The organism is Streptomyces griseoluteus, from assembly GCF_004784465.1.
GTDB lineage: Bacteria > Actinomycetota > Actinomycetes > Streptomycetales > Streptomycetaceae > Streptomyces > Streptomyces griseoluteus.
In genome coordinates, this window is record NZ_SRRU01000002.1 from 65,878 (window position 1) to 90,779 (window position 24,902).

A 24,902-nucleotide genomic window follows, 5' to 3' on the forward strand; every position below is an offset into this window, starting at 1 on the left:
GTGGGAACTCTCACACGGTTCCGGCTCAACCCGCCTCGCGGGGCAGGCGGAGGCTCAGCAGACCGGTGGCGAGGATCGCCGTGAGCTGGGTGAGCAAAGCGATCAGCAGGGCGTCCCGCATGCCAAGGTGCGGGACCAGGGTCAGGAAGAGGGCGCCCAGGGTGGCCACACCCAGGGCGAAGGACGCCTGCTGGGTCGTCGCCAGCACCCCGCTGCCCACCCCGGCACGGGCGGCGGGGACCTCGGAGAGCACGATCCGCAGCAGATTGGGGAGCTGGAGCGCCTGACCCGCGCCGGCGACGGCCGCACCGGGCAGCAGGCCGGCGAGCCCCAGGCCGGGCCAGTCCCGCCACACCGCCAGCGCGATCAGCAGCACACCCACGCCCTGGAGCACCGCCCCGGCGCCCACCACTCGCGTACCGAAGCGGGCGATCAGCCGGGGCCCGGCCAGCGAGACGAGCAGGAAGGAGACCGCCATCGGCGCCAGCGCCAGACCCGCACGTACCGGACCCAGACCCGCGCCCTGTTGGAGGCCCAGCGCGATGACGAACATGAACCCACTGAATCCCAGGCAGAACGGCACCACGATCAGCAGCCCCCGTCGCAGCGACAGAGTGGCGAACAGGCTCGGCGGCAGCAGCGGGGTACGGCCCAGCCGGTCCAGCCGCCGTTCCACCGTCCAGAACGCCCACCCCGCCACCGGGAACACGGCGAACGAGACCCAGGTCCACAGCGGCCAGCCCGTCGCGCGGCCCTCGGTCAGCGGGGCGAGCAGCGCCAGCAGGGCCACGGCCAGCAGGACCGTGCCGGGGACGTCGACCGGTTCGGGGTGCCGGGCGCGGGTGTCGGGGACGTGGCGGACGGCGAGGATCAGGCCGAGCACGACCACGGGCACGTTCACCAGGAAGATCGAGCGCCAGCCGGTGCCGGCGATGTCCGCCGCCACCAGGACACCGCCCAGGATCTGGCCCACCACCATGGACAGGCCCGCCGTCGCGCCGTACAGGCTCATCGCGCGGGCCCGGCGGCCACCGGCGGTGGTGGACTGGATGGTGGCGAGTACCTGCGGCAGCATCAGCGCGGCCGACGCGCCCTGCGCGGCCCGCGCCGCGACCAGGGTCCACGCGTCCGGGGCCAGTCCGCACGCCAGCGAGGTCAGCCCGAAGGCGGCCATGCCGCCGATGAACAGCCGGCGCCGGCCGAACAGGTCACCGAGCCGCCCGCCGAGCACGAGCAGCACGGCGTACGTGACGCCGTACCCGGCCACGACCAGCTCCAGCAGGGACTCGCTCGCGGAGAGGTCGCTGCCGATGGCGGGGAGGGCGACGTTGACGATGAAGAAGTCGACCAGGGGGAGCGAGGCGGCCAGCAGGACGGTCACCAGGCCCGCCCCGCTCAGGGTGGGCGCCGGAGCCGGAGCGCGTACGGACGGCGCGGTGGAGAGGGTGGTCTCGGTCATGCCACCGAGCGTGCGCCCGCCCTCAGACGGGTACCAGAGTGTGCCGATCCTGGTACCGGAAGTACCCGCCAATGCCCTCAAACGGCCCTTGTCCCGCCTGGAGCCTGGTAGTGACGGGCGCTCATCCTGGTGGCAGCAGTACCTGGCAACGGGGTCCGGGCGGAGGCACCCTGGAACCATGACGACCATGGCCCAGGAAAGCGCCGCCCCCGAGGTGAAGGGCGCGGAGATCCGGCGCCACGAGCTGGCCGCGTTCCTGCGCAGCCGCCGTGAGCGGATCACCCCGGAGCAGGTGGGGATGCCGCGCGGGGCCCGGCGGCGTACGCCGGGGCTGCGCCGGGAGGAGGTCGCGCAGCTCTCCGCCGTCGGCGTGACCTGGTACACCTGGCTCGAACAGGCCCGGAACATCCAGGTGTCCGTCCAGGTACTCGACGCCCTCGCCCGCACCCTGATGCTGGACCCCAGCGAGCGCGCCCACCTCTTCCAGCTGGCCGGGGCCGCCGACCCGACGCCCGCCGCGGTCTGCCCCAGCATCACCCCGGCGCTGCGCGCGACCCTGCGCCAGCTGGAGCCGTTCCCGGCGGCGGTGCAGAACAGCCGGTACGACATCCTGGCCTACAACCGCACCTACGCCCGGCTGCTGTGCGACATGGACGCCGTCCCGCCCGAGGACCGCAACTGCGTGCTTCTCGCCTACTCCAACCCCGAGTGGCGCTCCTCGATCGTCCACCTGGACGAGGCCCTGCGGCTGATGGCGGCCCGCCTGCGCGCCTCGCTCGCCGGACACCTCGGCGAACCCGCCTGGAAGATGCTCCTCAAGCGCCTCCAGGCATACCCCGAGTTCCGCGAACACTGGGAGCGCTACGAGGTGGTCGGCAGCCGCTCCAAGACCAAGGAGTTCCTCAACCGCCACGTGGGCCACCTCACCCTGGAACACACCGACCTCTGGCTCTCCCCGGACCAGGGCCCCCGCATGGTGATCTACCCACCCAAGAACGAGGAGTCCCGAGAACGCCTGGAGAAGCTGCACGCGCTGGCGCTGGAGGGCTGAGTCCGGGGGATCAGCCGGACGTACCCACGGGCTGCCGCACCTCCGCGGTCTCCAGCCGCTCAGCCGTCCGCTCCGCCGTCCTGTGGGCCCAGCGGCCGCTGGTCAGGAGGCCGAGGATGAGGACGGCGGCGCCGCACGCGGCGAGAATCCACCAGCCGGGGCGGGCGGCGGAGACGAAGGTGTCGCGGTAGGGGGACGAGCCGATGCCCGCGGCCAGGACCGCGCCGATGACGGCGACGCCGAGGGTCTGGCCGAGCTGGCGGCTGGTGGAGGCGACCGCCGCCGCCACGCCCGCCTGGGCGCGGGGCATGCCGGAGACGGCTGTGTTGGTGATGGGGGCGTTGACGAAGCCGAAGCCGACGCCGAAGAGGACGTAGCCGAGGAAGAGGGTGACGTTGGAGGTCTCGGCCTCGAAGAGGGCGAAGAGGAGGCCGCTCACCGTCATCGCCGCGCCCGCGATCAGCAGGGGCAGCCGCGGCCCCCGGCTGCCGACCAGCCGTCCGGACAGCGGGGCGCACAGCAGGGTCGGCACCGCCATGGGCAGCATCCACAGGCCGGCGTGCAGGGCGTCGAGGCCGCGTACGTTCTGGAGGTAGAGCGTGGACAGGAAGAGGAACCCGCCCAGCGCGGCGAAGGCGCTCACCGCTATCCCGGTCGCCCCGCTGAACGGTGCCGAGTGGAAGAAGCGCAGGTCGATGAGGGGCTCTGCGCGCCGGGGCTCGTAGATCAGGAGGGCCAGCAGCGCGGCGACGGCCACGGCGGCGAAGGGGAGCACCTCGGGGAGGCTCGCGTCCGGGGCCTCGATGATCGCGTAGGTCAGCGAGCCGAACAGGGCGATCACCAGCACCTGGCCGACCGGGTCCGGGCGGCGCGGCCGGGGCGCGCGGGACTCGGGGACGAAACGCAGGGTGAGCAGCAGGGCGGCGAGGCCGACCGGCAGGTTGACCCAGAAGATCGAGCGCCAGCCGACCGACTCCACCAGCAGCCCGCCCGCCAGCGGACCGGCGGCCATGGAGATGCCGACAACCGCACCCCAGGCGCCGATCGCACGCGCCCGTTCACGCGGGTCGGTGAAGGTGTTGGTGATGATCGACATGGCGACCGGGTTGAGCATCGAGCCGCCGACCGCCTGGACCATGCGGAACACCACGAGGAGTTCCAGGTCCGGCGCGAGCGAGCACAGCAGGGAACCGGCGGTGAAGATCACCAGCCCGGCCATGAAGACCCGTTTGCGGCCGATCCGGTCCGCCGTGGACCCCGCCAGCATCAGCAGCGAGGCCAGCACCAGCGTGTATGCGTCGATCGTCCACTGGAGACCGGAGGTGGTGGCGTCCAGCTCGCGCTGCATCGAGGGCAGCGCGACGTTCAGGGCGGTGTTGTCCAGGCTCACGATCAGCAGGCTCATGCAGCAGATCGAGAGCACCAGCATCCGCCGCCGGTGAGTCAGCTCGGGCATGCGTCCCATCGTACGTGTTCGATAGTGCGGCTAACTAATGACCCCTACATGATCCGTGCCGGTACCCGTACCCGATCCTTACGGCAGGGGGAGGGGCACCGGTGAGGTGAGGGACAATGGACGACGCCCTTGCCGTACATCCGTCCCGGAGCCCCCTGATGACCCAGCCGCTGTCCATCGGCCCGCACGCCGTGGTGCCGCCCGTCGTGCTCGCACCCATGGCCGGGATCACCAACGCCCCCTTCCGCACCCTGTGCCGGGAGTTCAGCGGGGGCAAGGGGCTGTTCGTCAGCGAGATGATCACCACGCGGGCGCTGGTCGAGCGCAACGAGAAGACCATGCAGCTCATCCGGTTCGACGAGAGCGAGAAGCCGCGCTCGATCCAGCTGTACGGCGTCGACCCGGCCACCGTCGGCAAGGCCGTCCGCATGATCGCGGAAGAGGGCCTGGCCGACCACATCGACCTGAACTTCGGGTGCCCGGTCCCCAAGGTGACCCGTAAGGGAGGGGGCTCCGCGCTGCCGTACAAGCGGAACCTGCTGCGGGCCATCCTGCGCGAGGCCGTCTCCGGCGCGGGCGACCTGCCGGTCACCATGAAGATGCGCAAGGGGATCGACGACGACCACATCACCTACCTAGACGCCGGCCGCATCGCCGTCGAGGAGGGCGTCACCGCCATCGCCCTGCACGGCCGCACCGCCGCCCAGCACTACGGCGGCACCGCCGACTGGAGCGCCATCGCCCGGCTGAAGGAGCACGTCCCGGAGATCCCGGTGCTCGGCAACGGCGACATCTGGTCCGCCGAGGACGCGCTGCGCATGGTCCGCGAGACCGGCTGCGACGGCGTGGTCGTGGGCCGCGGCTGCCTCGGCCGGCCCTGGCTCTTCGCCGACCTGGTCGCCGCCTTCGAGGGCCGCGACGACTTCCAGCGGCCGGTGCTGCGCCAGGTCGCCGACGTGATGGTCCGGCACGCCACGCTGCTCGGCGAGTGGCTCGGCGACGAGGCGCGCGGTGTCATCGACTTCCGCAAGCACGTCGCCTGGTACCTCAAGGGCTTCGCGGTCGGCTCCGAGATGCGCAAGCGGCTCGCCATCACCTCCTCGCTGGAGGAGCTGCGCGCCGGCCTGGACGAGCTGGACCTCGACCAGGCATGGCCGGCCGGCGCCGACGGCCCGCGCGGGCGCACCTCCGGCAACAACCGGGTGGTCCTCCCGGACGGCTGGCTGAAGGACCCGTACGACTGCGCGGGCGTCAGCGAGGACGCCGAGCTGGACACCTCCGGCGGCTGAACGGCAACAGGGCCGGCCCCCTAAGGGACCGGCCCTGACCTATGGATCCCTTGGGACCGTAGGGATCAGCCCTTCTTCGGGTGCGGAGTCGACCCGTACGCGGTCAGGAAGCGGTCGCGGAAGAGGTTCATCTTCCACACCGGCGCGTCGTGCGCGGGCCGCAGGCCGTCCGACCAGCCCCAGTCACCGATCTTGTCCAGCACCTTCGGGTCCTTGGCGACGATCGAGATCGGTACGTCCCTGCTGGCGTGGTTGCCGCTGACGCGGGCGATGGGCTGGTGGTCGCCGAGGAATACCAGCACCGTGTCCTTGGTGCCGTAGCGCTCCAGCCACTCGGTCAGCGCGGTGACCGAGTACTGGATCGACTTGCCGTACTCCTGGCGGGACTTGGTGGTGTCCGCGATCACGTCGGCCGGCTTGTTGCCCGCCGCCTCGATGCCCTTGAAGATCGAGCCGTCGCCCAGCTCGTCCCAGCCCACCATCTTCGGGATCGGGCCCCACGGCTGGTGGCTGGAGGTCAGGATGACCTCGGACATCATCGGCTTGTCGTGCTTCTTGCCGTGCACCCGCTTCTGGAACTGCTCCAGGGTGTACTGGTCCGGCATCGTGGACCAGCTGAACTTCGGCCCCTTGTAGCCGAGTTCGAAGGCGTTGTAGACCTTCTCCAGTCCGAAGAAGCTCTGTTCGGGCCACGCCTTCTGGACGCCCGGCATCACGCCGACCGTGTTCCAGGCGCCGGACTTCTTGAACACCTTGGTCAGGCTGAGGTGGTCGCTCGCCATCACCGTGCGGTAGCGCTGCTGGTTGCTCACCCACAGGCCGGACAGGCTGGTGGAGTGGCCGAGCCAACTGCTGCCGCCGTACGTCGCGGAGGTCAGCCAGCCGCTCTTGGCGTGGTAACCCGCCTTCTTCAGCGCCTCGGTGCGGACGGCGAGGGTCTTGTCCACGCCGGGCGCCATGATCGGGTCCTCGATCGCGCTGCGGCCGTAGCTCTCGATGAAGGTGAAGATCATGTCCTTGCCGCGCAGGTCCGGTACGAGCTGGTCGGGCGGGGTCGCGCCGAACGCGTCCACCTTGGCGACCTTCCGGAACTCGGCCTCGTCCTTCAGCGTGTCGGACACCCGCTCGGTCTGGCTCTGCAGGGTGACGGCGGCGCTGTCGGCGGCGAGCGGCACGCCCGCGAGCTGCACCCCGAAGGAGGAGCAGGTGATCCAGACGACGCCCGCGATCAGCGTCCCCCGGGTCGCGGTGGCCGAGTGCCGGGCGAGGACGTTGCTCAGGCGTACGACGGCGTAGGCCAGCGCGGCGAACAGCAGCAGTACGAGCACGATCAGACCGGCGGTCGCGGCGAGGGTGGCCGGCCGGCCGAGCGAGTCCTCCAGGTACGACTGGGCGTCCCCGAGCAGGCTCCAGTCCAGCACCAGGTTGAAGGTGCGGCCGAGGTACTGCTTGAAGCCCATGTCGAGCCAGTTCAGCACCGTCAGCGCGGCGAGGACGACACCACTGGCCGCGGCGAGCACGACCCGCGGCTTCCTCGGCAGCGCGAGCAGGATGGCCGCGCCGACGATGGCCTCCCCGGGCAGCCGGAAGAACTTGGCGGGGCCGAGGTCGACGATGGTCGCGGGCATCACCAGGGTGCAGACGACCAGGATCGCGGCGAGGACGGTGATGGTCCGGGACAGGACACGGGCACCCTGGGGGTGTTCCGCCTGCCAGCGGGTCAGGCGGGCGAAACGGAGCGGTTCGGCGGGGGTGTCTGGGGCGCCCTTAGGTGTGCGGTCCGCGTCAGGGCTGGTGCCGGGGTCGGCCTCGGGGGTGCCCTCGGGGTCGGTCTTGGCAGCGGACGTGTCGGCGGCCTCCGCGTCGGGGGAGCCCTCGGGGGCGCCTTCGGGGACGGCCTCGGCTCCGGGCGCGCGGCTCGCCTCCGCAGACGGGCCGGAGTCGGCGCCCGGCTCGGGGTCGGCCCCGGCGTCCCCACCCTCGTCCCCCGCAGGCGCGCCCCGCTGGACCTCGGGCCCGGCAGCAGCCCCCGAAGCGGCGCCCCCGTCCTCGGAGTCCGCACCCGGCGCCCCGGCATCCCCCAGGTCATCACTCTTCCCGTGCTCGACAAGGGTCTCCACCCCGCCGTCGGGACCACCCCCCGGCGCGTCGGGTGACGTATGTGTGTTCTTGTGCTGAGGCAACCCGGAGGTCCTTCCGCGCGAGGCCGGTGACGACGGAGGCGGCGGGCCGCGCCGGGGAGGCTGGGCAGGGCCGTTGGAGGCCGGTGCGCCTGGCCCGCCGCCCTTCCGTACGGTCCGCCGCGGGCCGGTGTTCACGGCCTACGGCAAATACCGGGCAAACGCCCGGTCAAGGCCGGTCTCAGGCGCCTCCGACCGCGGTGAGCAGGGCGAGCGGCGCGGCAGCCGAACGGGACTCCCGCACACACGCGTGCGGGTACGGTACCGGCTCGGAGTGGGTGTCACGCCCGTAACCCGCCAGCACTTCGGGAAGCCGGTGCCCGGCGGAGGCCGCCGCGTCCACCAGGCCACGGGCCACGGCGCGGGCCTCGTCGTGCAGGCCGTAGCGGGCGAGGCCAAGGGTGATCAACGCGTTGTCGTGCGGCCAGACCGAGCCCCGGTGGTAGGAGAGCGGGTGGTAGGCGGCCTGGCCGGCGGCGAGCGTACGGACGCCCCAGCCGGAGAAGAAGTCCGGCTCCAGCAGCCGGCGCCCGACGGCCTCCCCGTACTCCTTGTCCAGCAGCCCCGACCACAGCAGGTGCCCGGCGTCCGAGGCGAGCGCGTCTATCCGGTGGCCGTCGCCGTCCAGCGCCAGGGCGGGGAAAGCCTGTTCGGGCAGCCAGAAGTCCCGCTGGAAGCGGTCGCGCAGGTCGGCCGCCGCCTGCTCCAGCAGCGCCGCGTACGTCCCGTCGTCCCACACCGTGCGCGCCAGCCACGCCGTACGGCGCAGCGCGTCGTACGCGTATCCCTGCGCGCCCGCCGCCATCACCGCGCCGCTCGGCCGGGTGCCGTCGGCGCGGCAGATGGCACCGGGGGAGTCCTTCCAGTTCTGGTTGGCCAGGCCGCCCTCGTCGGCGCGGTAGACGAGATAGCCGCGTGCGGTCAGCCCGCCGTGGTCCAGCATCCAGCCGACCGCCGCGCGGGCGTGCCGCTCCAGCCGCCGGGCCAGGACGGTGTCGCCGGTGCGCTCGGTGTAGGCGCCGAGCAGGACCAGGAAGAGCGGGGTGGCGTCGACCGAGCCGTAGTAACGCCCGTACGGGACCTGCCCGAAGTGGGCCAGCTCGCCGTGCCGGACCTCGTGCACGATCTTGCCGGGCTGGGCGACCGCGGAGGCGCTGTCGGCGGTGGCCTGGGTGGCGGCCAGCGCGGGGAGCGTGGCGGCGGCCAGCCGCGGGCGGTACGGCAGGGCGAACAGCGAGGTCAGCAGGGCGTCCCGGCCGAGCAGCGTGAGGAACCAGGGTGCGCCCCCGGCCGGCACCCGCAGCCCCTCCCCGTCCGGCCCGCGCGCCGGTACCTGGAGCGCCGCCAGGTCGGACAGCCCGCGCACACAGGCGGCCGCCAACTCCGGCCAGGCGGTGGGGAAGGCGACCCCCTCCATGAACTCCTCCTCCGCCGCGCGGAGTTCACCGCTCACGGCGGCCGGGTCGCGGGGTACGCGCACCGTGTGCCGGTCGCCGTGCGGGCGGGCCACCACCCGCAGCAGCAGCTCCGCCGCGCCGTGCGGGGCGAGTTCGAGCATCCAGACCAGCCGCCGGGCACCGGTGCCGGTCTCCTCCACCGCGTCCGGAGCCGGGTCGGCGGTGATGGTCGTACAGGACCGCCACTCACCGCGCCGGTAACCGAACTCGATCCCGTCGTCCATCACTTGCCGGCTGCGCACGGCACCCGCCTTGACGTACGTGCGGTGGTCGGAGCGCAGCTCGAACTGGTCGGTGAAGTCGGCGTCGACGGTGAGCGCGAGCCGTACCGTGGTGGCCGTCGGACGATTGCCGGTGATGCGCACCGACTCCACGAACGAGCTGTCGCCCACGGCCTGCTCACGCCACAGCGTGTACGCGGGCGGCTCCTGGCGCCCGCCGCGCGGTACCAGTACGCAGCGTGCCGTGTCGCCCTCCCCGACCGGCTTCAGCACCTCCGGTACCGCGCCGTCGACGGTGAGCTGCCAGCGGCTCAAGTGCCGGGCGTCGCGCACGAAGAGCCCCTCCACCCGGCCGCCCCCGCGCACCCCGCTGATGTCGCCCCGGTCGCCCACGGCGGCGAACGTGGCTCCCCGTACGAGCAGTTGAGTCATCCCCGGTCCCCTCCCTCTTCCCCTGTCTCCATAGCCCCGTCCATGTCGTGCAGCAGGTCCAGCGTCAGCGCGGCGGTCCAGCCGAACCCCGGCGCCCCGCACGCCTCGCCGGTGTCCGGGTCGACGTACTCCGCGAACCCGGAGTCCCCGGCCGCGTGCAGGAAGGCGGTGCGCAGGTCGTCGGCCGCCGCCTTCTCGCCGTGGGCGCGCAGCCCGCGCTCCACCAGCCAGGCGGTGTTGAACCAGGCCGGGCCGCGCCAGTACCGGTTCGGCTCGAACGCCGGTCCCCGTAGGTCGTAGCTCGGTACGAGCCCGGTGCGCGCGGCGAAGTGCGGTCCGCGCAGGGTGCCCACCAGCGCGCCGGACACTTCGCGGGGGAGGCCGGGCAGCAGCAGTGGGACCAGGCCCGACACGCTCCGCTCGCGGATCACCCCGCCGCGCAGGTCCCGGCAGAGGAACATCCCGGACGCGTCGTCCCACAGCCGTTCCACCAGGGCCGCCGTCAGCCGCTCGGCGCGGGCGTGCCGGGCGGTGCCGGGGGTGCCCAACTCGGCCGCGATACGGGCGAGTGCGTGCTCGGAGGCGATCAGCAGGACGTTGAAGGACGGGTCCTCCACGGTGAACTCCCCGTCGCCGTCCGCGTATCCACCGTCCCGGTAGTCGGCCGCGAGGCGCACGTACCGCCCGTAGTCCAGATCGGTCGGCCGGTCCTCGGGAGCGCCGTGGTCGAGGTCGGCACGGCGGAAGGAGTGGGCCGGGGCCGGGGCGACGCGGGCCAACGGGCCGTCCCAGCAGGGGCTGTTGTCCATGCCCTGCTCCCACGGGTGCACCACCGACACCAGCCCGCCCCCGCCCAGGTCCCGGCGGCGCAGCAGATAGCGGTGCCAGGCGGCCAGCCGGGGATAGACCCGCGCCAGAAAGCCGCGCGCCCAGGACAGGCCGGGATCGGCCCGGTGCACCAGCCAGGCGGCCAGCGCGTGCACGGGTGGCTGCACGATGCCGGACGTCTGTACGGTGCGCGGGGCGCCCGCGGCCCGCCCGGCGGTGGAGGAGCGCCAGAAGTCGGGGCTCGGGAAGTAGGCGTCCAGCGGTACGGAGGGGGAGAAGACGATGTGCGGCACCCGCCCGTCCCCCCACTGCGCCGCGAGCAGCGTCTCCAGCTCCGTCTGCGCCCGCAGCGGCGACAGGTGCCGCAACCCGATGGCGATGAACGCCGAGTCCCAGGACCACTGGTGCGGATACAGGTGCCGGGAGGGGACCGTAGAGGTACCCGTCCAGTTGGCCGCCAGCACGCGAGCGGCCCTGACGTGCAGTGATGCGGACGAGGGCGCGGCGGAGAGCGGATCGTATACGATCCCGCGCCCGGTGACACGGGCTGTGAGCTGGGCAGTGCGATCCACTCGGGGCTCCCCGAAGACGTCCGGCCGACCTGGTTCGGTTGTGTCTATCGCAGGGTTACGTCTATTTAACACGCAAAACTCAATATGTAATGCAAACTTGAGGAACACAAGGGGGTGGCATGACCGGAAGGCCCGGCAGGACGGCCAGGGGCGGCGCTCAGACGAGCGCCGGTGACCTGCTCGACCTGGTGCGCAGCGGACGGGCCGTCACACGCGGCGCGCTCCAGCAGATGACCGGCCTCTCCCGCGCCACCGTCGGCCAGCGCCTGGACCGGCTGTTCCGGGCGGGCTGGCTGCGCGAGGGCGCGGGCGGCCCGGTGGACTCCCCCCTCGGCGGCCGCCCCGCCATCACCCTGGAGTTCGACGGCTCGCACGCCGTGGTCCTCGCCGCCGACCTCGACACCCGGCACGCCCGCGCGGCCCTGCTCACCCTGACGGGCGAGATCCTCGCCGAACGCTCCGGCCCCCTGGTGGTCGAGGACGGCCCCGAGACGGTCCTCGACGGGCTGGGCCGCTGGTTCGCCGAGCTGCTCACCGAGACCGGCCACGCCCCCGGAGCGGTCTGCGGCATCGGGCTCGGCGTACCGGGTCCGGTCGACAGCGAGACCGGGCGGGTGGTCCAGCCGCCGATGATGTCCGGCTGGGACGGCTACGACATACGGGGCCGCCTCTCCCGCGCCTTCACCGAGCACACCGGTGCCGGCCCGGTCCCGGTACTGGTGGACAACGATGCCAACCTGATGGCGTACGGGGAGCAGCGCACCGGGTACCAGGACTGCCGGGCGTTCGTACTGGTCAAGGTCTCTACCGGTATCGGCGCCGGGGTCGTGGTGGACGGCGCGGTGTACCGGGGTGTGGACGGCGGCGCGGGCGACCTCGGGCACATCCGGGTCGGCACCGAGGCGCTGTGCCGCTGCGGCTCGTACGGCTGTCTCGCGGCCGTCGCCAGCGGCGGCGCGGTGGCCCGCCGGCTGACGGAGGCGGGCGTGCCGGCCGCCTCCGGCTCGGACGTACGGGACCTGCTGGCCGCCGGGCATCCGGAGGCCGCGGCCCTGGCACGGGAGGCCGGGCGGCGGGTCGGGGACGTACTGGCGACCGTCGTCACCCTGCTCAACCCCGGTGTGCTGATGATCGCGGGCGACCTCGCCGGGACGCCCTTCCTGACCGGGGTGCGCGAACTGCTCTATCAGCGGGCGCTGCCCCGCTCCACCGCCCACCTCGACGTCCTCACCGCGAAGCTGGGGGAGCGGGCGGGGCTGATCGGCGCGGGCGCGCTGGTCGTGGAGCACCTGTACGCCCCGGAGCGGGTGGAGGAACGGCTCACCGCGCTCGGGGTGTGACGCCCGGGTTTCCGGCCCGGAACGGCGTCCGCATGGTGAAATCCGGTGCCGTGTGGCAGCGTGATTCTCGCCACCCTTGATAAGGGTCGCGCTCAGATGAGCGGATCTTGAGCGGCTGCACTTCTCCAAGGAGTGGCACTCGGTGCCATCCTGTCGGCGTTCAATGATCGAAATCAATCGTGTCGATCATCGCTCATATGAGCATGATGTGACGTCACCGTACGTCCCTCCGTTCAAGAAGTGAACACTCGGCTGGCCCTGGCCTTGCCATGCCTTTGCTTTAGATCCCGTGGCAGACGGCTGGTTACAGGCTTATGACGCACGACTGGACGTACCAAGGCGCCTTCGATCTGGGTATGTTCCTCGCCGTCAGGGCAGCCACCGTGGCCTCAAGGAGTCGAGACCCGTGTCGGAAAACAAAGAGCCTCACGTAGCGAAGTTCGTCTACGACTTCACCGAGGGCAACAAGGACCTCAAGGACCTGCTCGGTGGCAAGGGCGCCAACCTCGCCGAGATGACCAACCTCGGGCTGCCGGTTCCTCCCGGCTTCACCATCACCACCGAGGCGTGCAAGGTCTACCTCGACAGCGGCGAGGAGCCCCCGGCACTGCGTGACGAGGTGAGTGCGCACCTCGACGCGCTGGAGCAGCGGATGGGCAAGAAGCTCGGCCAGGCCGACGACCCGCTGCTGGTCTCCGTCCGTTCGGGTGCCAAGTTCTCCATGCCCGGCATGATGGACACCGTCCTGAACATCGGCCTCTCCGACAAGTCGGTGAAGGGCCTGGCCAAGCAGGCCGGCGACGAGCGCTTCGCGTGGGACTCCTACCGGCGCCTGATCCAGATGTTCGGCAAGACCGTCCTCGGCGTCGACGGCGAGCTGTTCGAGGACGCGCTGGAGAAGGCCAAGGAGACCAAGGGCGTCCAGGTCGACACCGAGCTGGACGCGGCCGACCTGAAGAAGCTGGTCACCGCCTTCAAGAAGACGGTGAGGACCGAGGCCGGGCGGGACTTCCCGCAGGACCCGCGCGAGCAGATGGACCTCGCGATCAAGGCCGTCTTCGAGTCCTGGAACGGCGACCGCGCCAAGCTCTACCGCCGCCAGGAGCGCATCCCGGGCGACCTGGGCACCGCGGTCAACGTCTGCTCCATGGTCTTCGGCAACCTCGGCCCCGACTCCGGCACCGGTGTCGCCTTCACCCGCGACCCCGCCTCCGGGCACCAGGGCGTCTACGGCGACTACCTCCAGAACGCCCAGGGCGAGGACGTGGTCGCGGGCATCCGCAACACCGTGCCGCTCGCGGAGCTGGAGAACATCGACAAGGCGTCGTACGACCAGCTCATGCAGATCATGGAGACGCTGGAGAACCACTACAAGGATCTCTGCGACATCGAGTTCACCATCGAGCGCGGCAAGCTGTGGATGCTCCAGACCCGCGTCGGCAAGCGCACCGCGGGCGCGGCGTTCCGTATCGCCACCCAGCTCGTGGACCAGGGCCTCATCGACGAGACCGAGGCGCTCCAGCGGGTCAACGGCGCGCAGCTGGCGCAGCTCATGTTCCCCCGCTTCGACGAGGACGCACGGGCCGAGCAGGTCGGGCGGGGCATCGCCGCCTCGCCGGGCGCGGCGGTCGGCAAGGCGGTCTTCGACTCGTACACCGCGGTCAAGTGGTCCCGTTCGGGTGAGAAGGTCATCCTGGTGCGCCGGGAGACCAACCCCGACGACCTGGACGGCATGATCGCCGCCGAGGGCATCCTCACCTCGCGCGGCGGCAAGACCTCCCACGCGGCCGTGGTCGCGCGCGGCATGGGCAAGACCTGTGTCTGCGGCGCGGAGGAGCTGGAGGTCGACACCAAGCGGCGCCGGATGATCGTGCCGGGCGGGCATGTGGTGGAGGAGGGCGACGTCATCTCCATCGACGGCTCCTCCGGCAAGGTGTACCTCGGCGAGGTGCCGGTGGTTCCCTCGCCCGTGGTGGAGTACTTCGAGGGCCGGATGCACCCGGGCGCGGACGACGCCGACGAGCTGGTCGAGGCCGTGCACCGGATGATGGCGTTCGCCGACCGCAAGCGCCGGCTGCGGGTACGGGCCAACGCGGACAACGCCGAGGACGCCCTGCGGGCGCGGCGGTTCGGGGCGCAGGGCATCGGGCTGTGCCGTACCGAGCACATGTTCCTCGGGGACCGGCGTGAGCTGGTCGAGCGGCTGATCCTGGCCGACACGGAGGCGGAGCGCGAGGAGTCGCTGAAGCAGCTGCTCCCGCTGCAGAAGCAGGACTTCGTAGAGCTGTTCGAGGCGATGGACGGGCTGCCGGTGACGGTACGTCTGCTCGACCCGCCGCTGCACGAGTTCCTGCCCGACATCACCGAGCTGTCGGTCCGCGTGGCCCTCGCCGAGTCCCGGCAGGAGCCGCACGAGAACGAGCTCCGCCTCCTTCAGGCGGTGCACCGGCTGCACGAGCAGAACCCGATGCTGGGTCTGCGCGGTGTGCGTCTCGGCCTGGTGATTCCGGGCCTGTTCACCATGCAGGTCCGCGCCATCGCGGAGGCGGCCGCCGAGCGCAGGACCGCCAAGGGCGACCCGCGCGCCGAGATCATGATCCCGCTGGTCGGCACGGTCCAGGAGCTGGAGATCGTCCGCGACGAGGCCGACCAGGTCATCGCGGAGGTCGAGGCGGCCACGGGTACTCGACTGAAGCTGGCCATCGGCACCATGATCGAGCTGCCGCGCGCCGCGCTGACCGCCGGCCAGATCGCCGAGGCCGCGGAGTTCTTCTCCTTCGGCACGAACGACCTGACGCAGACGGTGTGGGGCTTCAGCCGGGACGACGTGGAGGCGTCCTTCTTCACGGCGTACCTGGAGAAGGGCATCTTCGGGGTCAGCCCGTTCGAGACGATCGACAAGGACGGGGTGGGCTCGCTGGTCAAGTCGGCGGCCACGGCGGGCCGTGCGACCCGTCCCGACCTCAAGCTCGGCGTCTGCGGCGAGCACGGCGGCGACCCGGAGTCCGTCCACTTCTTCCACGAGGTCGGCCTGGACTACGTCTCCTGCTCCCCGTTCCGCATCCCGGTGGCCCGCCTGGAGGCCGGCCGCGCGGCCACGCAGTCCACGGGCAGCGACCACCGCTGATCCCCGGAGCCCCCCGTCGGTCCCCGACCCTCACCACCGATCGCCGGCGGGCTCCGGCACCAAAAGAGAGGCGGCACCCTGTGCGGGGGTGCCGCCTCTTTGGGCATGGGGTGGGGGGACTGTCAAGGTACGTCGCTGACCAGCGCAGATGGTGTTTGGTGGCGTTGGCTGTCGTTGAACCTGCGCGGGGCTGTTGTGCCCTTGTTGTGCCCTGGGGGTGCGGCTCGGGCTTGTCACTGGCGGTGGCGGTCGCCAGGGGGCGTACCTCGGCCGTTCTCTACAGCCTCGACTGAGCATGGGCGGCCGTGAGCTGCGGCTGCCCAATCGATTACCGCTCTGCCCTGCTGCTGAGCTGTCGACAGTTGTCGACGTTGGTCACCATCGAGCGCCCATCCGCGGCCCTGGGACAGCTCGGGAGGGCGTTCATGCGTGAGCACCGCATTAGGAGTTCCATCCAAGTCCGCTCCAGCTGCGGGCGTCGACTCGCGCGATAGCCGGAACCGAGTGCACGCCTGATCAGAGAGACCGTCAGGATGAGTGCGAACCTGCTGCGGAAACATGGGTCCGCAGCTACTATCGGCCTATGCCGGAGATGCGCAAGCCCAAGTTTGATGTCGCGCTTTCCTTTGCGAGCGAAGATCGACCGTACGTACAAAAAGTGGCTGCAGCCTTGAAGGATGCTGGCATCAGCGTGTTTTACGATAACTACGAACAGGTTGCGCTCTGGGGTAAGGACTTGTACACGCACTTAGATAAAGTGTACCGGCAAGAATCCCGGTACTGCGTCCTCTTTGTATCCGAGCATTACGCCGAGAGAGTCTGGACCAATCACGAGCGACGCAGCGCTCAAGCTCGCGCAATCAGAGAAAACAGAGAGTATGTGCTACCTGCCCGCTTCGATGAAACTCCTATCGACGGGCTACCTGACACCGTGGGATATCTCGACATATCCAACATGAGGCCGAAGGAATTCGCCCGCCTGGTGAGGGAGAAAGTTGGGTCAAAATATTCCAAGCCAGGATTCCCGAGGAGAGTAGACCGCCTTTGGGCGGCAATGAATATTCCAAAAAGCGACAAGGAGGGGCGTGAACGCGTACACGCAATCGCCTACAGCTTCTACAATGCCCTCAGGAAGATGACTCCTGCCGAGCGAAGTGCTGTTGCTGGAGTCCTCCTTTTCGGATGTGATGCGGAGCTGCCGGGTGGGGTACACATCTCATTGGACCTTCTTTCGCGCATGCTTCAGCAATCTAAAGACGAGCTGCTGGATAATCTAGCGGCTGTCCGCTCGCTCAATGTAAAGGTGAAGGTACGAGAGAGTTTTCTAGACATCTCACACGGGGAACTCGCACCGGAAGATAAGGACCTTCTACTGAGCTACTGGTCGAGGAGCGCCCCATGGGACGATGATGCAACAACAGTCGTAACAAATGCCGTACGATGCGCCTCCGACCACTTCTGTATGGACCACGGCGTTAAGGTGGTGGCTGCGCTCGATTTCAGCAGGCTTGCCAAGTCTAGCCTCGACCTGCTTGCAAAAGATCCAAATGACGGCGTTGACTGATCGCCGATCGGTTCACTCGCGTACGCGGTCGGTGGCGTTTCAATGGGCGATTCAAGTGTTGGCAGGTACGATAAAATTCCGTTGCATTAATCAGCGGTCTCACTGATACGACTTCAGTGGATGCTCTTTCGGATTCTCTCAGCCAGAGTGGCTCTTTTTGATTCACTCCAGGGGGTACTTTCGGGCCAAAAGTCACCCATTTGGTCGCCGTCCCATCGAGGGACCAAATGGATATGAAGATGGAATACCGTTTGCGTCGCCGCGGTGCCAGCTGAATTAATAAGATTCAGCCCATCGGGAGAAAGTGCCGTCTTTAGAGCCTGCGCTACGACCAAAGATGCCGCCATTACGGGCTCCAAAGAGCGTGTATCCGCATGCCATAGATCGGTGATGTGTAGCTTCGGAATGATCAGCGTGTGCCCTGTCGTGGCAGGAGAAAGCGGAAGGAAAGCGAGTACTTCCGGCGTTTCGTAAACGCGATCTGCCGGGGATCGTCCTTCGGCGATCTCGCAGAAAGGGCACGTGGACCCACGGCCATCCGAAACCATGAGTGAACCTCCGTTCGATGGCTTGTCTTGGCGTCAAGGACTCTTGTACCCTGCTGGCGCTTCGTGTACGCAAGGGGAGGGTTACATGGCGCGCAACGTCTTCTACAGCTTCCACTATGTCCCGGATAATTGGCGGGCAGCCCAGGTAAGGAACATGGGGGTCCTGGAGGGAAATCGTCCTGCTTCGGACAATGACTGGGAGCAGGTTAAGAGGGGTGGCGATTCCGCTATTAGAAACTGGATTGATTCGCAGCTTCGCGGTCGATCCTGCACGGTTGTTCTGATCGGAAGCAGAACCGCGGGGCGGAAGTGGATCAAGTATGAAATTGAGAAGTCGTGGAGGGACGGAAAGGGCGTGCTAGGCATTTACATCCACAACCTGCTCGACCGTGGGGGCCGTCAGTCCATTAAGGGTAGAAATCCGTTCAGTGATTACACGATCGGCGGCGTTAATATGTCGTCCATCGTCAAGGCATACGATCCACCCTTCACTTCGAGCCAGTACGTATACGGTCACATCAGAAACAACTTCGCGGACTGGGTGGAAGAGGCGGTCGAAATCCGCGCGAAGTACTGAGTTTCGCTCGGCAGGTTCCACTTCCTTCTTTGGAGGGAGGACCTGCCTAAGTGGTGTGAATACCCTTCACTGCGGCGCCAATTGCAAAAGCGCTAGCCACCAGGAAAAGTACTCCGTAGAAGTTAGCCATGGTATGAGAGCGGATCACTTTTCCCCAAGGGACCTGTTGGTGGTAGAGGGAAATGTTCATCGAGAACGGTTCAATGGAAGGATCTGATTTCCGCACGTCATCGTACAGCTTTCTGAACAGCCGTTCCTGACGTAGATAGTAGCTGTCAAGTAGCCAGAACCCCACGATGGGGATCATTCCCGTTGTGGCAATTTTCCAGCTCAAATTGTTGGCCGCAAGACCGAAGAAGATGCCCGCCACCGTCATGGTCCATCCTTTGATCAGGAAGGATCCGTTTGCGAGCCGTGTAACAACGGCTTGTATCAGTTCAAGGTGCTTGATCTCTTCTGCGCTAATCGTTCCCGAACTGGGCGGTGTGGGCATGCTTCTGCTCCGCGAAGGAAGTTGGGCGGGGTACCTGGTGTCAAGCTCATATGGTGCCAGACCGCAGGTTTTCGAGGTAGGTCGGCGCAGCGGGTTTGATCGGTGGCCTGCCCGGTATGGGGTCGAGCGTGATCAGGGGGCCGTACGCTGGTCGGCAACTCGGGCAGGCTCTGGGCCTGGCTCTGCCCGCCTGTATGTAGCGCGCCGCCGGGTGCGGCCAGCCGGGGCGCAGACACGAGGCAGGCCGCACCGCAGAGGCGGCGCGCGCCCGCGCCGTGCGCGGGTCTTGATGGAGTAAAGGAAGTTGTATCGCGATGCCAGCGCTAGAACGGCTGCGCGACGGAGGCTGCCGGAGTGCTCGCCGCCGTGGCCATCAGACGCTGATGCCAGCAGGGGCCCTCCCCACGGCTAGTAGATGCGAACTAGCAGCCAGCAACTCTGGGTACGGTTCGGCCATTCGGGCCGCCTCCATGGCAGACGCAATCAGCCCATCTGTTGGTCCTTCGCCCGGCTGCTGCTCCGCCGCCTTCACCAGCGACCACGCGGGGCCCTCGATTCCGAAGACCTGCACGTCGGTCAGGCCGGACGCCAGCAACTCCGAAGCCAGCTCCTCAGCCCTGTGGAAGTAGCTCAGGGTGAATCCGCGTACTCCGTCATAAACAGCCGTCTCAAGAATCTTGGCGACGGAGTCACGGATGCGCTCCTTGTGGAGGTGGGCGTAAGTCACGTGCTCAAAGAGCGAGGCGTACCGGTTGATGGCGGCTGCTACAACCAAGCCGCGCGGCTTCACTACGCGCTGGGCTTCACCCAGTGCAGTACGCCGGTCCTCAGGGTTGGGCAGGTGATATAGCGGCCCGAGAAGCTGCACAACATCGAAACTGTCGTCCGGCTCACTCAGGTCGCGAGCGTCTCCCACTACTGCTGAGCACACGGTTGACGCTGTCTCGACATGACGGGGGACCGGGTCTACCAGCGTTACGTCATAGCCGTCTTTCACTAGCCATTCAGCATGAATTCCGGTCCCCCCGCCCACGTCGAGCACGCGGGCCGGCGCAGGGGCAAGAAACCGTCGGAGAAGCTCTTGCGTCCTGGCCAGCTCCATCCGTCCGTCTGCCGATGTGCGCAGGCGGTCGTCCTCGTTCACCGTTTCGCCGTAGAACCGCATCACGGAGGGGGCCAATTCGAGATTCGACATGGTCGCAGTATCGTGTGCACCGGTGGACCACTAGCGGCGAGCACGGCATCGGGAAGCGCTGGCAGATGCGCTACCGGGACCTGTCCGGCAAGCAGTGCAAGGAGAACTTCGCAAAGAAGACCGCTGCGGACTCCCGTGCCGCCAAGGTGACGGCAGAGCTTGATGACGGCACCTTCGTGAACCGGGAGTTGGGAGCACCTACTCCGTCGAGAACCGCGGTGATCCGGGGGTGTCTGCTGTCGTTGATGTCAGGCGTGGATGTCGGCATGCCCTTCGATGCCTGTGGTCGGTCGTATCGCTCGTTCGGGTGCGCACCTCGTGCGGGTTCTCATCCACATATCCAACATTGACCTCGCGATATGTCTCCTGGGGAAGGCGAAAGAAGATGTCGACGTACGTCGCCTTGCTGAGCTGGACCGATCAAGGGGTCCGAAACTACAAGGACACCGCGAAGCGCGCCGAGACCTTCGGCTCAGCGGTACAGAACCTCGGGGCGAAGCTCCTGAGTATCTACTGGACCGTCGGTCCCTACGACCTCGTGGCCATCGTCGAGGCGCCCGACGACGAAACTGCCACTGCAGCACTCCTGCAGCTCGGTGGGGTGGGCAACGTCCGTTCCACGACTCTGCGGGCCTTCGATCGGGAGGAGATGGAGCGCATCATCGCCAAGGCGGCTGGCTGACGATCTCTGACCACGTCGCATAGTGGGCTCTGGGCGGCCATGGCGCGATCGCCCCTTCGTCCCGAAGCAACTTGGGCGGGCGCCTGGTCTTGGGCTGATGTGCCGCCCACCTGCGCTGATGATCCGCCGGCGTCCGCGCTCGTCCGCCGATGTACGTCGGCGTTGTCACGCAGTTGGACCCTCACCCCGCGACCCCGACTCACTTCTCGCGGCGCTTGCTCGCCCTCTTCTTCAGCTCGGCCTGGCCACGCTTCGTCCAGTCACCTTGGTGGAGGTAGCAACGCGACGTGCCTTTCATCGTCTTGTTGCGGCAGCTGCCTCGATCCGACTGCGCAGCTGAGGGAGTCAGCCGAACACCCCGTTGGGGTGGGCGCCTCTTCGGGCGCCCGGGGTCACTCCTCGACGAACAGATCCTCGGCATAGGTGGCACGTACGGCCCGCTGTGCCCACAGCTCGAGTTGGTCCGCGTCCTCGCAGGTGGTCACCCGCTCGGCGACGTGCTCGGGGACAGGGATACCGCGCCATTCCAGCACGCGCAGCACCATCTCCGCCTTGGCCTGAGTCCGGCCTTGTTCGCGGCCCTCCTCCAGGCCCTGCTCGCGCCCCTCCTCCCGTACCTGTTCCGCCAGCGGGTGTCGCCAGAAGTACTGGATCGCGGTCATCAGGTCCCTCCACATCTGCTTCGCCTGGGGATCGGCCAGGCACGAGTCGACGAACTGCACGAAGACCGCGGCGCTGTCCGGGTCGATGGTCTTCAGGGCGGTGGCGAGTGATTCCAGTATGGGCGCGGCCTGCGGTCCGCGTCCGTGTGTCATGGCGGAAAGCACCGCGAGGGGTACGTCCTGCTCCGCCTGCCGCTCGTCCGTGATCACCGGGACGTTGTCGGGGCCCAGCACCAGAGGCCGGACGGTCAGCGAGTGCCAGCCGGGAAAGCTGAGGCGGATGGGCTGGGCGGCCCAGCGGGCGGTCGCGCTGTTCTGGGTGATGACGATGAGGACGGGTTCGCAGCGGTACTTCTCGTACAGGTACGACAGGTAGTACGGCCAACTGCCCCGCTTGCGGTCGTCCACCTTGCCCTGGGACTCGACCACGAGGAGATACGTGCCCTCGTCCGTCTCCGCGCGCAGCAGCGTGTCCACGCGGCGCTCGACCGGCTCGATCTCGGTGAGATCGACGTTCAGCGCGGCGATCTCGTGCGGTTCGGGGAACGGTACGTGCAGCACCCGCTGCAACGCCCGCGTCAGCAGGGCCGGGTCCTTCTGGAAGATACGGTGCAGCGCCTCGTGCGACGAGCCGACCATCAGCTCTCCTTTCGTACGACAGGCACAACGAGCCACCTCACGAAAGGTCGCCCCCAGGGGTGACACACCGTCGCAACGCCCTCTTCGTACTCGTCCCGCATCGTTGATCGCCGGGCCGGGCATCGATGACGGAAGCGAGGAGGTGCTCAGATGGCGGTCAGTCGCAGGGGACTGTTGGGTGCGGGGGCGAGCGTCGGGTTGCTGGCAGCCTGCGGGGGCAACACCGGGCGCGGGAACGACGGGGGTGGTACCAGGCTGACGCAGTGGTACCACCAGTACGGCGAGGCCGGGACCGAGCAGGCCGTCAAGCGGTACGCCGCCGGGTACGACAAGGCCGACGTCGACGTGCAGTGGCGCCCCGGGGACTACGACCGGCAGACCGCCGCCGCGCTGCTCACCGACTCCGGGCCGGACGTGTTCGAGGGGAGCCCGACGCTCGACCAGATCCAGGGCGGCCAGGTCGTCGATCTGACCGACCTGCTGGACGGGGTGAAGGACGACTTCAACCCGGCCGTGCTGACGCCCAAGACGTACGACGGCAGGATCTGGGGCATCCCGCAGGTCATCGACATGCAGATGCTCTACTACCGCAAGAGCCTGCTGAAGGCCGCCGGTGTCGAGCCGCCCACCACCCTGGACGCCCTCATCGACGCCGCCAAGCGGCTCACCACCGCCAAGGTCAAGGGACTCTTCCTCGGCAACGACGGCGGCGCGGGCGTACTCTCCGGAACCCCCCCTCAACGCGGCCGGACTCCAGCTCGTCACCGACGGCGGCAAGGTCGGCTTCGACGATCCCGCTGCCGCCCGCACCCTCGGCAAACTCCACCACCTGTACGCCGACAAGTCCCTCCTTCTCGGCGCCCCCACCGACTGGTCGGACCCCGCCGCCTTCCTCCAGGGGCTCACCGCCATGCAGTGGTCGGGCCTCTGGGCGCTGCCCCGGATCAGCAAGGAACTCGGCGACGACTTCGGGGTGCTGCCCTTCCCGGAGGACGGACCGCACGGCGCCCCCGCAGTGCCCGTAGGCGCGTACGGCTCAGCGGTCAGCGCGCGCAGCCGGTACCGGGCGGCCGCCAAGGAGTACGTGAAGTGGCTGTGGGTCGAACGCACCGACTACCAGGAGGACTTCTCCCTCTCCTACGGCTTCCACATACCGGCCCGCATCTCCCTCGCCCGCAAGGCGGCCAGGCTGAGGTCCGGCCCCGCCGCCGACGCCGTCCGCTTCACCACCGAACACGGCCACGCACAGTCCCTGTTGTGGACCCCCGCGAACCAGACGGCCTACCAGGACGCCCTGGTGCGGATCATCAAGGGCGGCGCCAACCCGGAGAGCGAAGTGCGGGCCGTCGTACGGAAGGTGAGTGCCGAACTCGACCGGGTGAAGAAGAAGCGGTGAAGCACCGGTCAGCGCTGTGGTTCTGGGTCTTCGTCGGCCCCTTCGCCGCCGGGCTCGCCCTGTTCACCTACGTCCCGCTGCTGTGGAGCGTCGGCCTCAGCTTGTTCGACGCGCACAACACCGTCACGCCCACGCACTTCGTCGGCCTGGACAACTACACCGCGATGCTGCGGGACGACGCCTTCCGGGACAGCCTGAAGACCTTCCTCGTCTTCACCGCGTTCATCGTGCCCACCACCTACGTGGTCTCCCTGACCCTCGCCCTGATGGTCAACCGGGTCCGCCGGGCGCGCGCCTTCTTCCGGTCGGTGTTCTTCCTGCCGGCCGCCTGCAGTTACGTCGTCGCGGCCCTGGTCTGGAAGATGTCGATCTTCAGCGGGGTGCGGTTCGGGCTCGCCAACACCGTCCTCGGCTGGTTCGGCGCCGACTCCGTGGCCTGGCTCGCCACCCCCGACCCACCCTGGTACTGGCTGGTCATCATCACGGTACGGCTCTGGCTCCAGGCCGGCTTCTACATGATCCTCTTCCTCGCCGGGCTCCAGCGCATCGACCCGGCGCTGTACGAGGCCGCCGCCGTCGACGGCGCCCGGCCGGGCTGGACCGTACTGCGCCACATCACGCTGCCCCAGCTGCGCGCCACCTCCGTCGCGGTGGTGCTGCTGCTCGTCGTCAACGCCTTCCAGGCGTTCGACGAGTTCTACAACCTGCTCTCCGACGCCCGCGGCTACCCGCCCTACGCCCGGCCCCCGCTCGTCTACCTCTACTACACCGCCCTCGGCCAGGGGCAGAACCTGGGACTCGGCAGTGCCGGTGCCGTGATCCTCGCGCTGGTCATCGCCGTGGTGACCGCCGCCCAGGCGCGCTGGCTGAAGCTCGGGAGGACGGACGCCGATGGATGACGCCCTCGTACGGGCGGGACGCGCGCTGCGGCTCGCGGTGCTGATCGCGCTCGCCCTGCTCTTCCTGATCCCCTTCTACCTGCTGCTCCGCAACGGCCTCTCCACCGAGCGGGACATCACCTCGCCCGAGTGGACCTTCTTTCCGCACGAGCTGCGCTGGGACAACGTCCACGAATTGTTCGCGGACACCTCCGTCCCCTTCGCCCGCTCTCTGCTCAACTCCGCGCTGATCGCCGTCGCCACCACCCTCGGCACCCTCCTGCTCGCCTCCCTCGCGGGCTACGGCCTCGCCCGCATCCCCTACCGGCACGCGGACAAGGTCTTCTACGGCATCCTCGGCACCCTGCTGATCCCGGCGGCCGTCACCTTCGTGCCCAGCTTCGTGCTGGTGTCCTCGCTCGGCTGGATCTCCACGCTGCGCGGACTGATCGTGCCGACCCTGTTCTCGGCGTTCGCCTGCTTCGTCTTCCGCCAGTACTTCCTCGGGTTCCCCACGGAGCTGGAGGACGCGGCCCAGGTCGACGGGCTCGGATACTGGCGCACGTACTGGCTGATCGTGGTACCGAACGCCCGGCCGGTGTTCGCCGCCGTCGGCACGATCGTGTTCCTCGGCGCCTGGAACTCGTTCCTGTGGCCGCTGGTCATCGGCCAGGACCAGAGTGCCTGGACCGTTCAAGTGGCGCTGTCGTCCTTCACCACCGCGCAGGTGATCCGGCTGCACGAGCTGTTCGTCGCGGCTGCCGTGTCGATCCTGCCGCTGCTCGTGGTCTTCCTGGTCTTCCAGCGGTGGATCGTGACGGGTGTGGAGCGTTCCGGTATCGACTGACCGGGGGCG

18 protein-coding genes and 1 pseudogene are annotated in these 24,902 nt (G+C 68.7%); 10 read left to right on the forward strand and 9 right to left on the reverse strand.

The window, feature by feature from the left end; genetic code table 11:
* Nucleotides 1-25: 25 nt before the first annotated feature.
* Nucleotides 26-1,459, reverse strand: a complete 1,434-nt coding sequence (locus tag E5082_RS05750; protein ID WP_135790195.1) for an MFS transporter — start codon at nucleotides 1,457-1,459, stop codon at nucleotides 26-28.
* A gap of 178 nt (nucleotides 1,460-1,637) precedes the next feature.
* On the opposite strand from E5082_RS05750, the gene E5082_RS05755 reads away from it, so the two are divergent.
* Nucleotides 1,638-2,510, forward strand: coding sequence for a helix-turn-helix transcriptional regulator (locus E5082_RS05755; RefSeq protein WP_135790196.1), 873 nt, complete (start codon nucleotides 1,638-1,640; stop codon nucleotides 2,508-2,510).
* Nucleotides 2,511-2,520: 10 nt separating this feature from the next.
* On the opposite strand, the gene E5082_RS05760 is transcribed toward E5082_RS05755, so the two are convergent.
* Nucleotides 2,521-3,966, reverse strand: coding sequence for an MFS transporter (locus E5082_RS05760; RefSeq protein ID WP_135790197.1), 1,446 nt, complete (start codon nucleotides 3,964-3,966; stop codon nucleotides 2,521-2,523).
* Between the two features lie 158 nt (nucleotides 3,967-4,124).
* Between E5082_RS05760 and dusB the strand changes: the two genes are divergently transcribed.
* Entirely contained in the window at nucleotides 4,125-5,255 is a 1,131-nt protein-coding gene (gene dusB / locus E5082_RS05765) for a tRNA dihydrouridine synthase DusB (protein WP_135790198.1), read from the forward strand.
* A gap of 65 nt (nucleotides 5,256-5,320) precedes the next feature.
* Here dusB and E5082_RS05770 read toward each other — a convergent pair whose 3' ends face one another.
* From E5082_RS05770 to E5082_RS05780, 3 genes are all read right to left on the reverse strand, one after another.
* On the reverse strand, nucleotides 5,321-7,438 hold the full coding sequence (locus tag E5082_RS05770) for a CDP-alcohol phosphatidyltransferase (protein WP_229918681.1): 2,118 nt from the start codon (nucleotides 7,436-7,438) through the stop codon (nucleotides 5,321-5,323).
* A 178-nt stretch (nucleotides 7,439-7,616) separates the two neighbouring features.
* Entirely contained in the window at nucleotides 7,617-9,545 is a 1,929-nt protein-coding gene (locus E5082_RS05775; RefSeq protein ID WP_135790199.1) for an amylo-alpha-1,6-glucosidase, read from the reverse strand.
* Nucleotides 9,542-10,945 carry an MGH1-like glycoside hydrolase domain-containing protein gene (locus tag E5082_RS05780; protein WP_135790200.1) on the reverse strand — a complete coding sequence of 468 codons (1,404 nt, stop codon included), beginning with the start codon at nucleotides 10,943-10,945 and terminating at the stop codon, nucleotides 9,542-9,544. The genes E5082_RS05775 and E5082_RS05780 overlap by 4 nt, the downstream gene beginning before the upstream one ends.
* 119 nt (nucleotides 10,946-11,064) lie before the next feature.
* Between E5082_RS05780 and E5082_RS05785 the strand changes: the two genes are divergently transcribed.
* The 3 genes from E5082_RS05785 to E5082_RS05795 all read left to right on the forward strand — a co-directional run bounded on the left by E5082_RS05785 (nucleotide 11,065) and on the right by E5082_RS05795 (nucleotide 16,976).
* On the forward strand, nucleotides 11,065-12,285 hold the full coding sequence (locus tag E5082_RS05785) for an ROK family transcriptional regulator (RefSeq protein WP_135790201.1): 1,221 nt from the start codon (nucleotides 11,065-11,067) through the stop codon (nucleotides 12,283-12,285).
* Nucleotides 12,286-12,691: 406 nt separating this feature from the next.
* Entirely contained in the window at nucleotides 12,692-15,412 is a 2,721-nt protein-coding gene (gene ppdK / locus E5082_RS05790) for a pyruvate, phosphate dikinase (RefSeq protein WP_135790202.1), read from the forward strand.
* A 583-nt stretch (nucleotides 15,413-15,995) separates the two neighbouring features.
* Nucleotides 15,996-16,976, forward strand: coding sequence for a toll/interleukin-1 receptor domain-containing protein (locus E5082_RS05795; RefSeq protein ID WP_208766225.1), 981 nt, complete (start codon nucleotides 15,996-15,998; stop codon nucleotides 16,974-16,976).
* Between the two features lie 113 nt (nucleotides 16,977-17,089).
* On the opposite strand, the gene E5082_RS33655 is transcribed toward E5082_RS05795, so the two are convergent.
* Nucleotides 17,090-17,524, reverse strand: a complete 435-nt coding sequence (locus E5082_RS33655; RefSeq protein WP_135790203.1) for an HIT family protein — start codon at nucleotides 17,522-17,524, stop codon at nucleotides 17,090-17,092.
* A gap of 85 nt (nucleotides 17,525-17,609) precedes the next feature.
* On the opposite strand from E5082_RS33655, the gene E5082_RS05805 reads away from it, so the two are divergent.
* Nucleotides 17,610-18,101: a TIR domain-containing protein gene (locus E5082_RS05805; protein WP_135790204.1), complete on the forward strand. Its 492-nt coding sequence runs from the start codon at nucleotides 17,610-17,612 to the stop codon at nucleotides 18,099-18,101.
* Nucleotides 18,102-18,147: 46 nt separating this feature from the next.
* On the opposite strand, the gene E5082_RS05810 is transcribed toward E5082_RS05805, so the two are convergent.
* Together E5082_RS05810 and E5082_RS05820 are read right to left on the reverse strand one after the other, a co-directional pair.
* A complete protein-coding gene (locus E5082_RS05810; RefSeq protein WP_190045187.1) occupies nucleotides 18,148-18,594 on the reverse strand; it encodes a hypothetical protein in 447 nt (148 codons plus the stop codon).
* 373 nt (nucleotides 18,595-18,967) lie between these two features.
* Nucleotides 18,968-19,789: a class I SAM-dependent methyltransferase gene (locus E5082_RS05820; RefSeq protein WP_135790206.1), complete on the reverse strand. Its 822-nt coding sequence runs from the start codon at nucleotides 19,787-19,789 to the stop codon at nucleotides 18,968-18,970.
* Between the two features lie 385 nt (nucleotides 19,790-20,174).
* On the opposite strand from E5082_RS05820, the gene E5082_RS05830 reads away from it, so the two are divergent.
* Nucleotides 20,175-20,471, forward strand: a complete 297-nt coding sequence (locus E5082_RS05830; protein ID WP_135790207.1) for a GYD domain-containing protein — start codon at nucleotides 20,175-20,177, stop codon at nucleotides 20,469-20,471.
* 392 nt (nucleotides 20,472-20,863) lie between these two features.
* Here E5082_RS05830 and E5082_RS05835 read toward each other — a convergent pair whose 3' ends face one another.
* The gene (locus E5082_RS05835) at nucleotides 20,864-21,772 is read right to left on the reverse strand and encodes an RpnC/YadD family protein (RefSeq protein WP_135790208.1); all 909 of its coding nucleotides are present in this window, start codon (nucleotides 21,770-21,772) and stop codon (nucleotides 20,864-20,866) included.
* Nucleotides 21,773-21,922: 150 nt separating this feature from the next.
* On the opposite strand from E5082_RS05835, the pseudogene E5082_RS05840 reads away from it, so the two are divergent.
* The 3 genes and pseudogenes from E5082_RS05840 (at nucleotide 21,923) to E5082_RS05850 (ending at nucleotide 24,893) form a co-directional block, all read left to right on the forward strand.
* Nucleotides 21,923-23,168: pseudogene (locus E5082_RS05840) on the forward strand (ABC transporter substrate-binding protein).
* Complete coding sequence (locus E5082_RS05845) at nucleotides 23,165-24,067, forward strand: carbohydrate ABC transporter permease (protein WP_135790209.1); 903 nt, start codon at nucleotides 23,165-23,167, stop codon at nucleotides 24,065-24,067. Before E5082_RS05840 ends, E5082_RS05845 begins: the two are co-directional and overlap by 4 nt.
* On the forward strand, nucleotides 24,060-24,893 hold the full coding sequence (locus tag E5082_RS05850) for a carbohydrate ABC transporter permease (protein WP_135790210.1): 834 nt from the start codon (nucleotides 24,060-24,062) through the stop codon (nucleotides 24,891-24,893). Before E5082_RS05845 ends, E5082_RS05850 begins: the two co-directional genes overlap by 8 nt.
* Nucleotides 24,894-24,902 lie beyond the last annotated feature (9 nt).

Excerpts from the sequence above, each read along its gene's own strand:
- E5082_RS33655 (WP_135790203.1), bottom strand. The coding sequence starts at position 17,524 with ATGGTTTCGGATGGCCGTGGGTCCACGTGCCCTTTCTGCGAGATCGCC.
- E5082_RS05775 (WP_135790199.1), bottom strand. The coding sequence starts at position 9,545 with ATGACTCAACTGCTCGTACGGGGAGCCACGTTCGCCGCCGTGGGCGAC.
- E5082_RS05810 (WP_190045187.1), bottom strand. The coding sequence starts at position 18,594 with ATGCCCACACCGCCCAGTTCGGGAACGATTAGCGCAGAAGAGATCAAG.
- E5082_RS05785 (WP_135790201.1), top strand. The coding sequence starts at position 11,065 with ATGACCGGAAGGCCCGGCAGGACGGCCAGGGGCGGCGCTCAGACGAGC.
- E5082_RS05795 (WP_208766225.1), top strand. The coding sequence starts at position 15,996 with ATGCCGGAGATGCGCAAGCCCAAGTTTGATGTCGCGCTTTCCTTTGCG.
- E5082_RS05805 (WP_135790204.1), top strand. The coding sequence starts at position 17,610 with ATGGCGCGCAACGTCTTCTACAGCTTCCACTATGTCCCGGATAATTGG.
- E5082_RS05835 (WP_135790208.1), bottom strand. The coding sequence starts at position 21,772 with ATGGTCGGCTCGTCGCACGAGGCGCTGCACCGTATCTTCCAGAAGGAC.
- E5082_RS05850 (WP_135790210.1), top strand. The coding sequence starts at position 24,060 with ATGGATGACGCCCTCGTACGGGCGGGACGCGCGCTGCGGCTCGCGGTG.
- E5082_RS05755 (WP_135790196.1), top strand. The coding sequence starts at position 1,638 with ATGACGACCATGGCCCAGGAAAGCGCCGCCCCCGAGGTGAAGGGCGCG.
- E5082_RS05750 (WP_135790195.1), bottom strand. The coding sequence starts at position 1,459 with ATGACCGAGACCACCCTCTCCACCGCGCCGTCCGTACGCGCTCCGGCT.
- dusB (WP_135790198.1), top strand. The coding sequence starts at position 4,125 with ATGACCCAGCCGCTGTCCATCGGCCCGCACGCCGTGGTGCCGCCCGTC.
- E5082_RS05830 (WP_135790207.1), top strand. The coding sequence starts at position 20,175 with ATGTCGACGTACGTCGCCTTGCTGAGCTGGACCGATCAAGGGGTCCGA.
- E5082_RS05820 (WP_135790206.1), bottom strand. The coding sequence starts at position 19,789 with ATGTCGAATCTCGAATTGGCCCCCTCCGTGATGCGGTTCTACGGCGAA.
- E5082_RS05760 (WP_135790197.1), bottom strand. The coding sequence starts at position 3,966 with ATGCCCGAGCTGACTCACCGGCGGCGGATGCTGGTGCTCTCGATCTGC.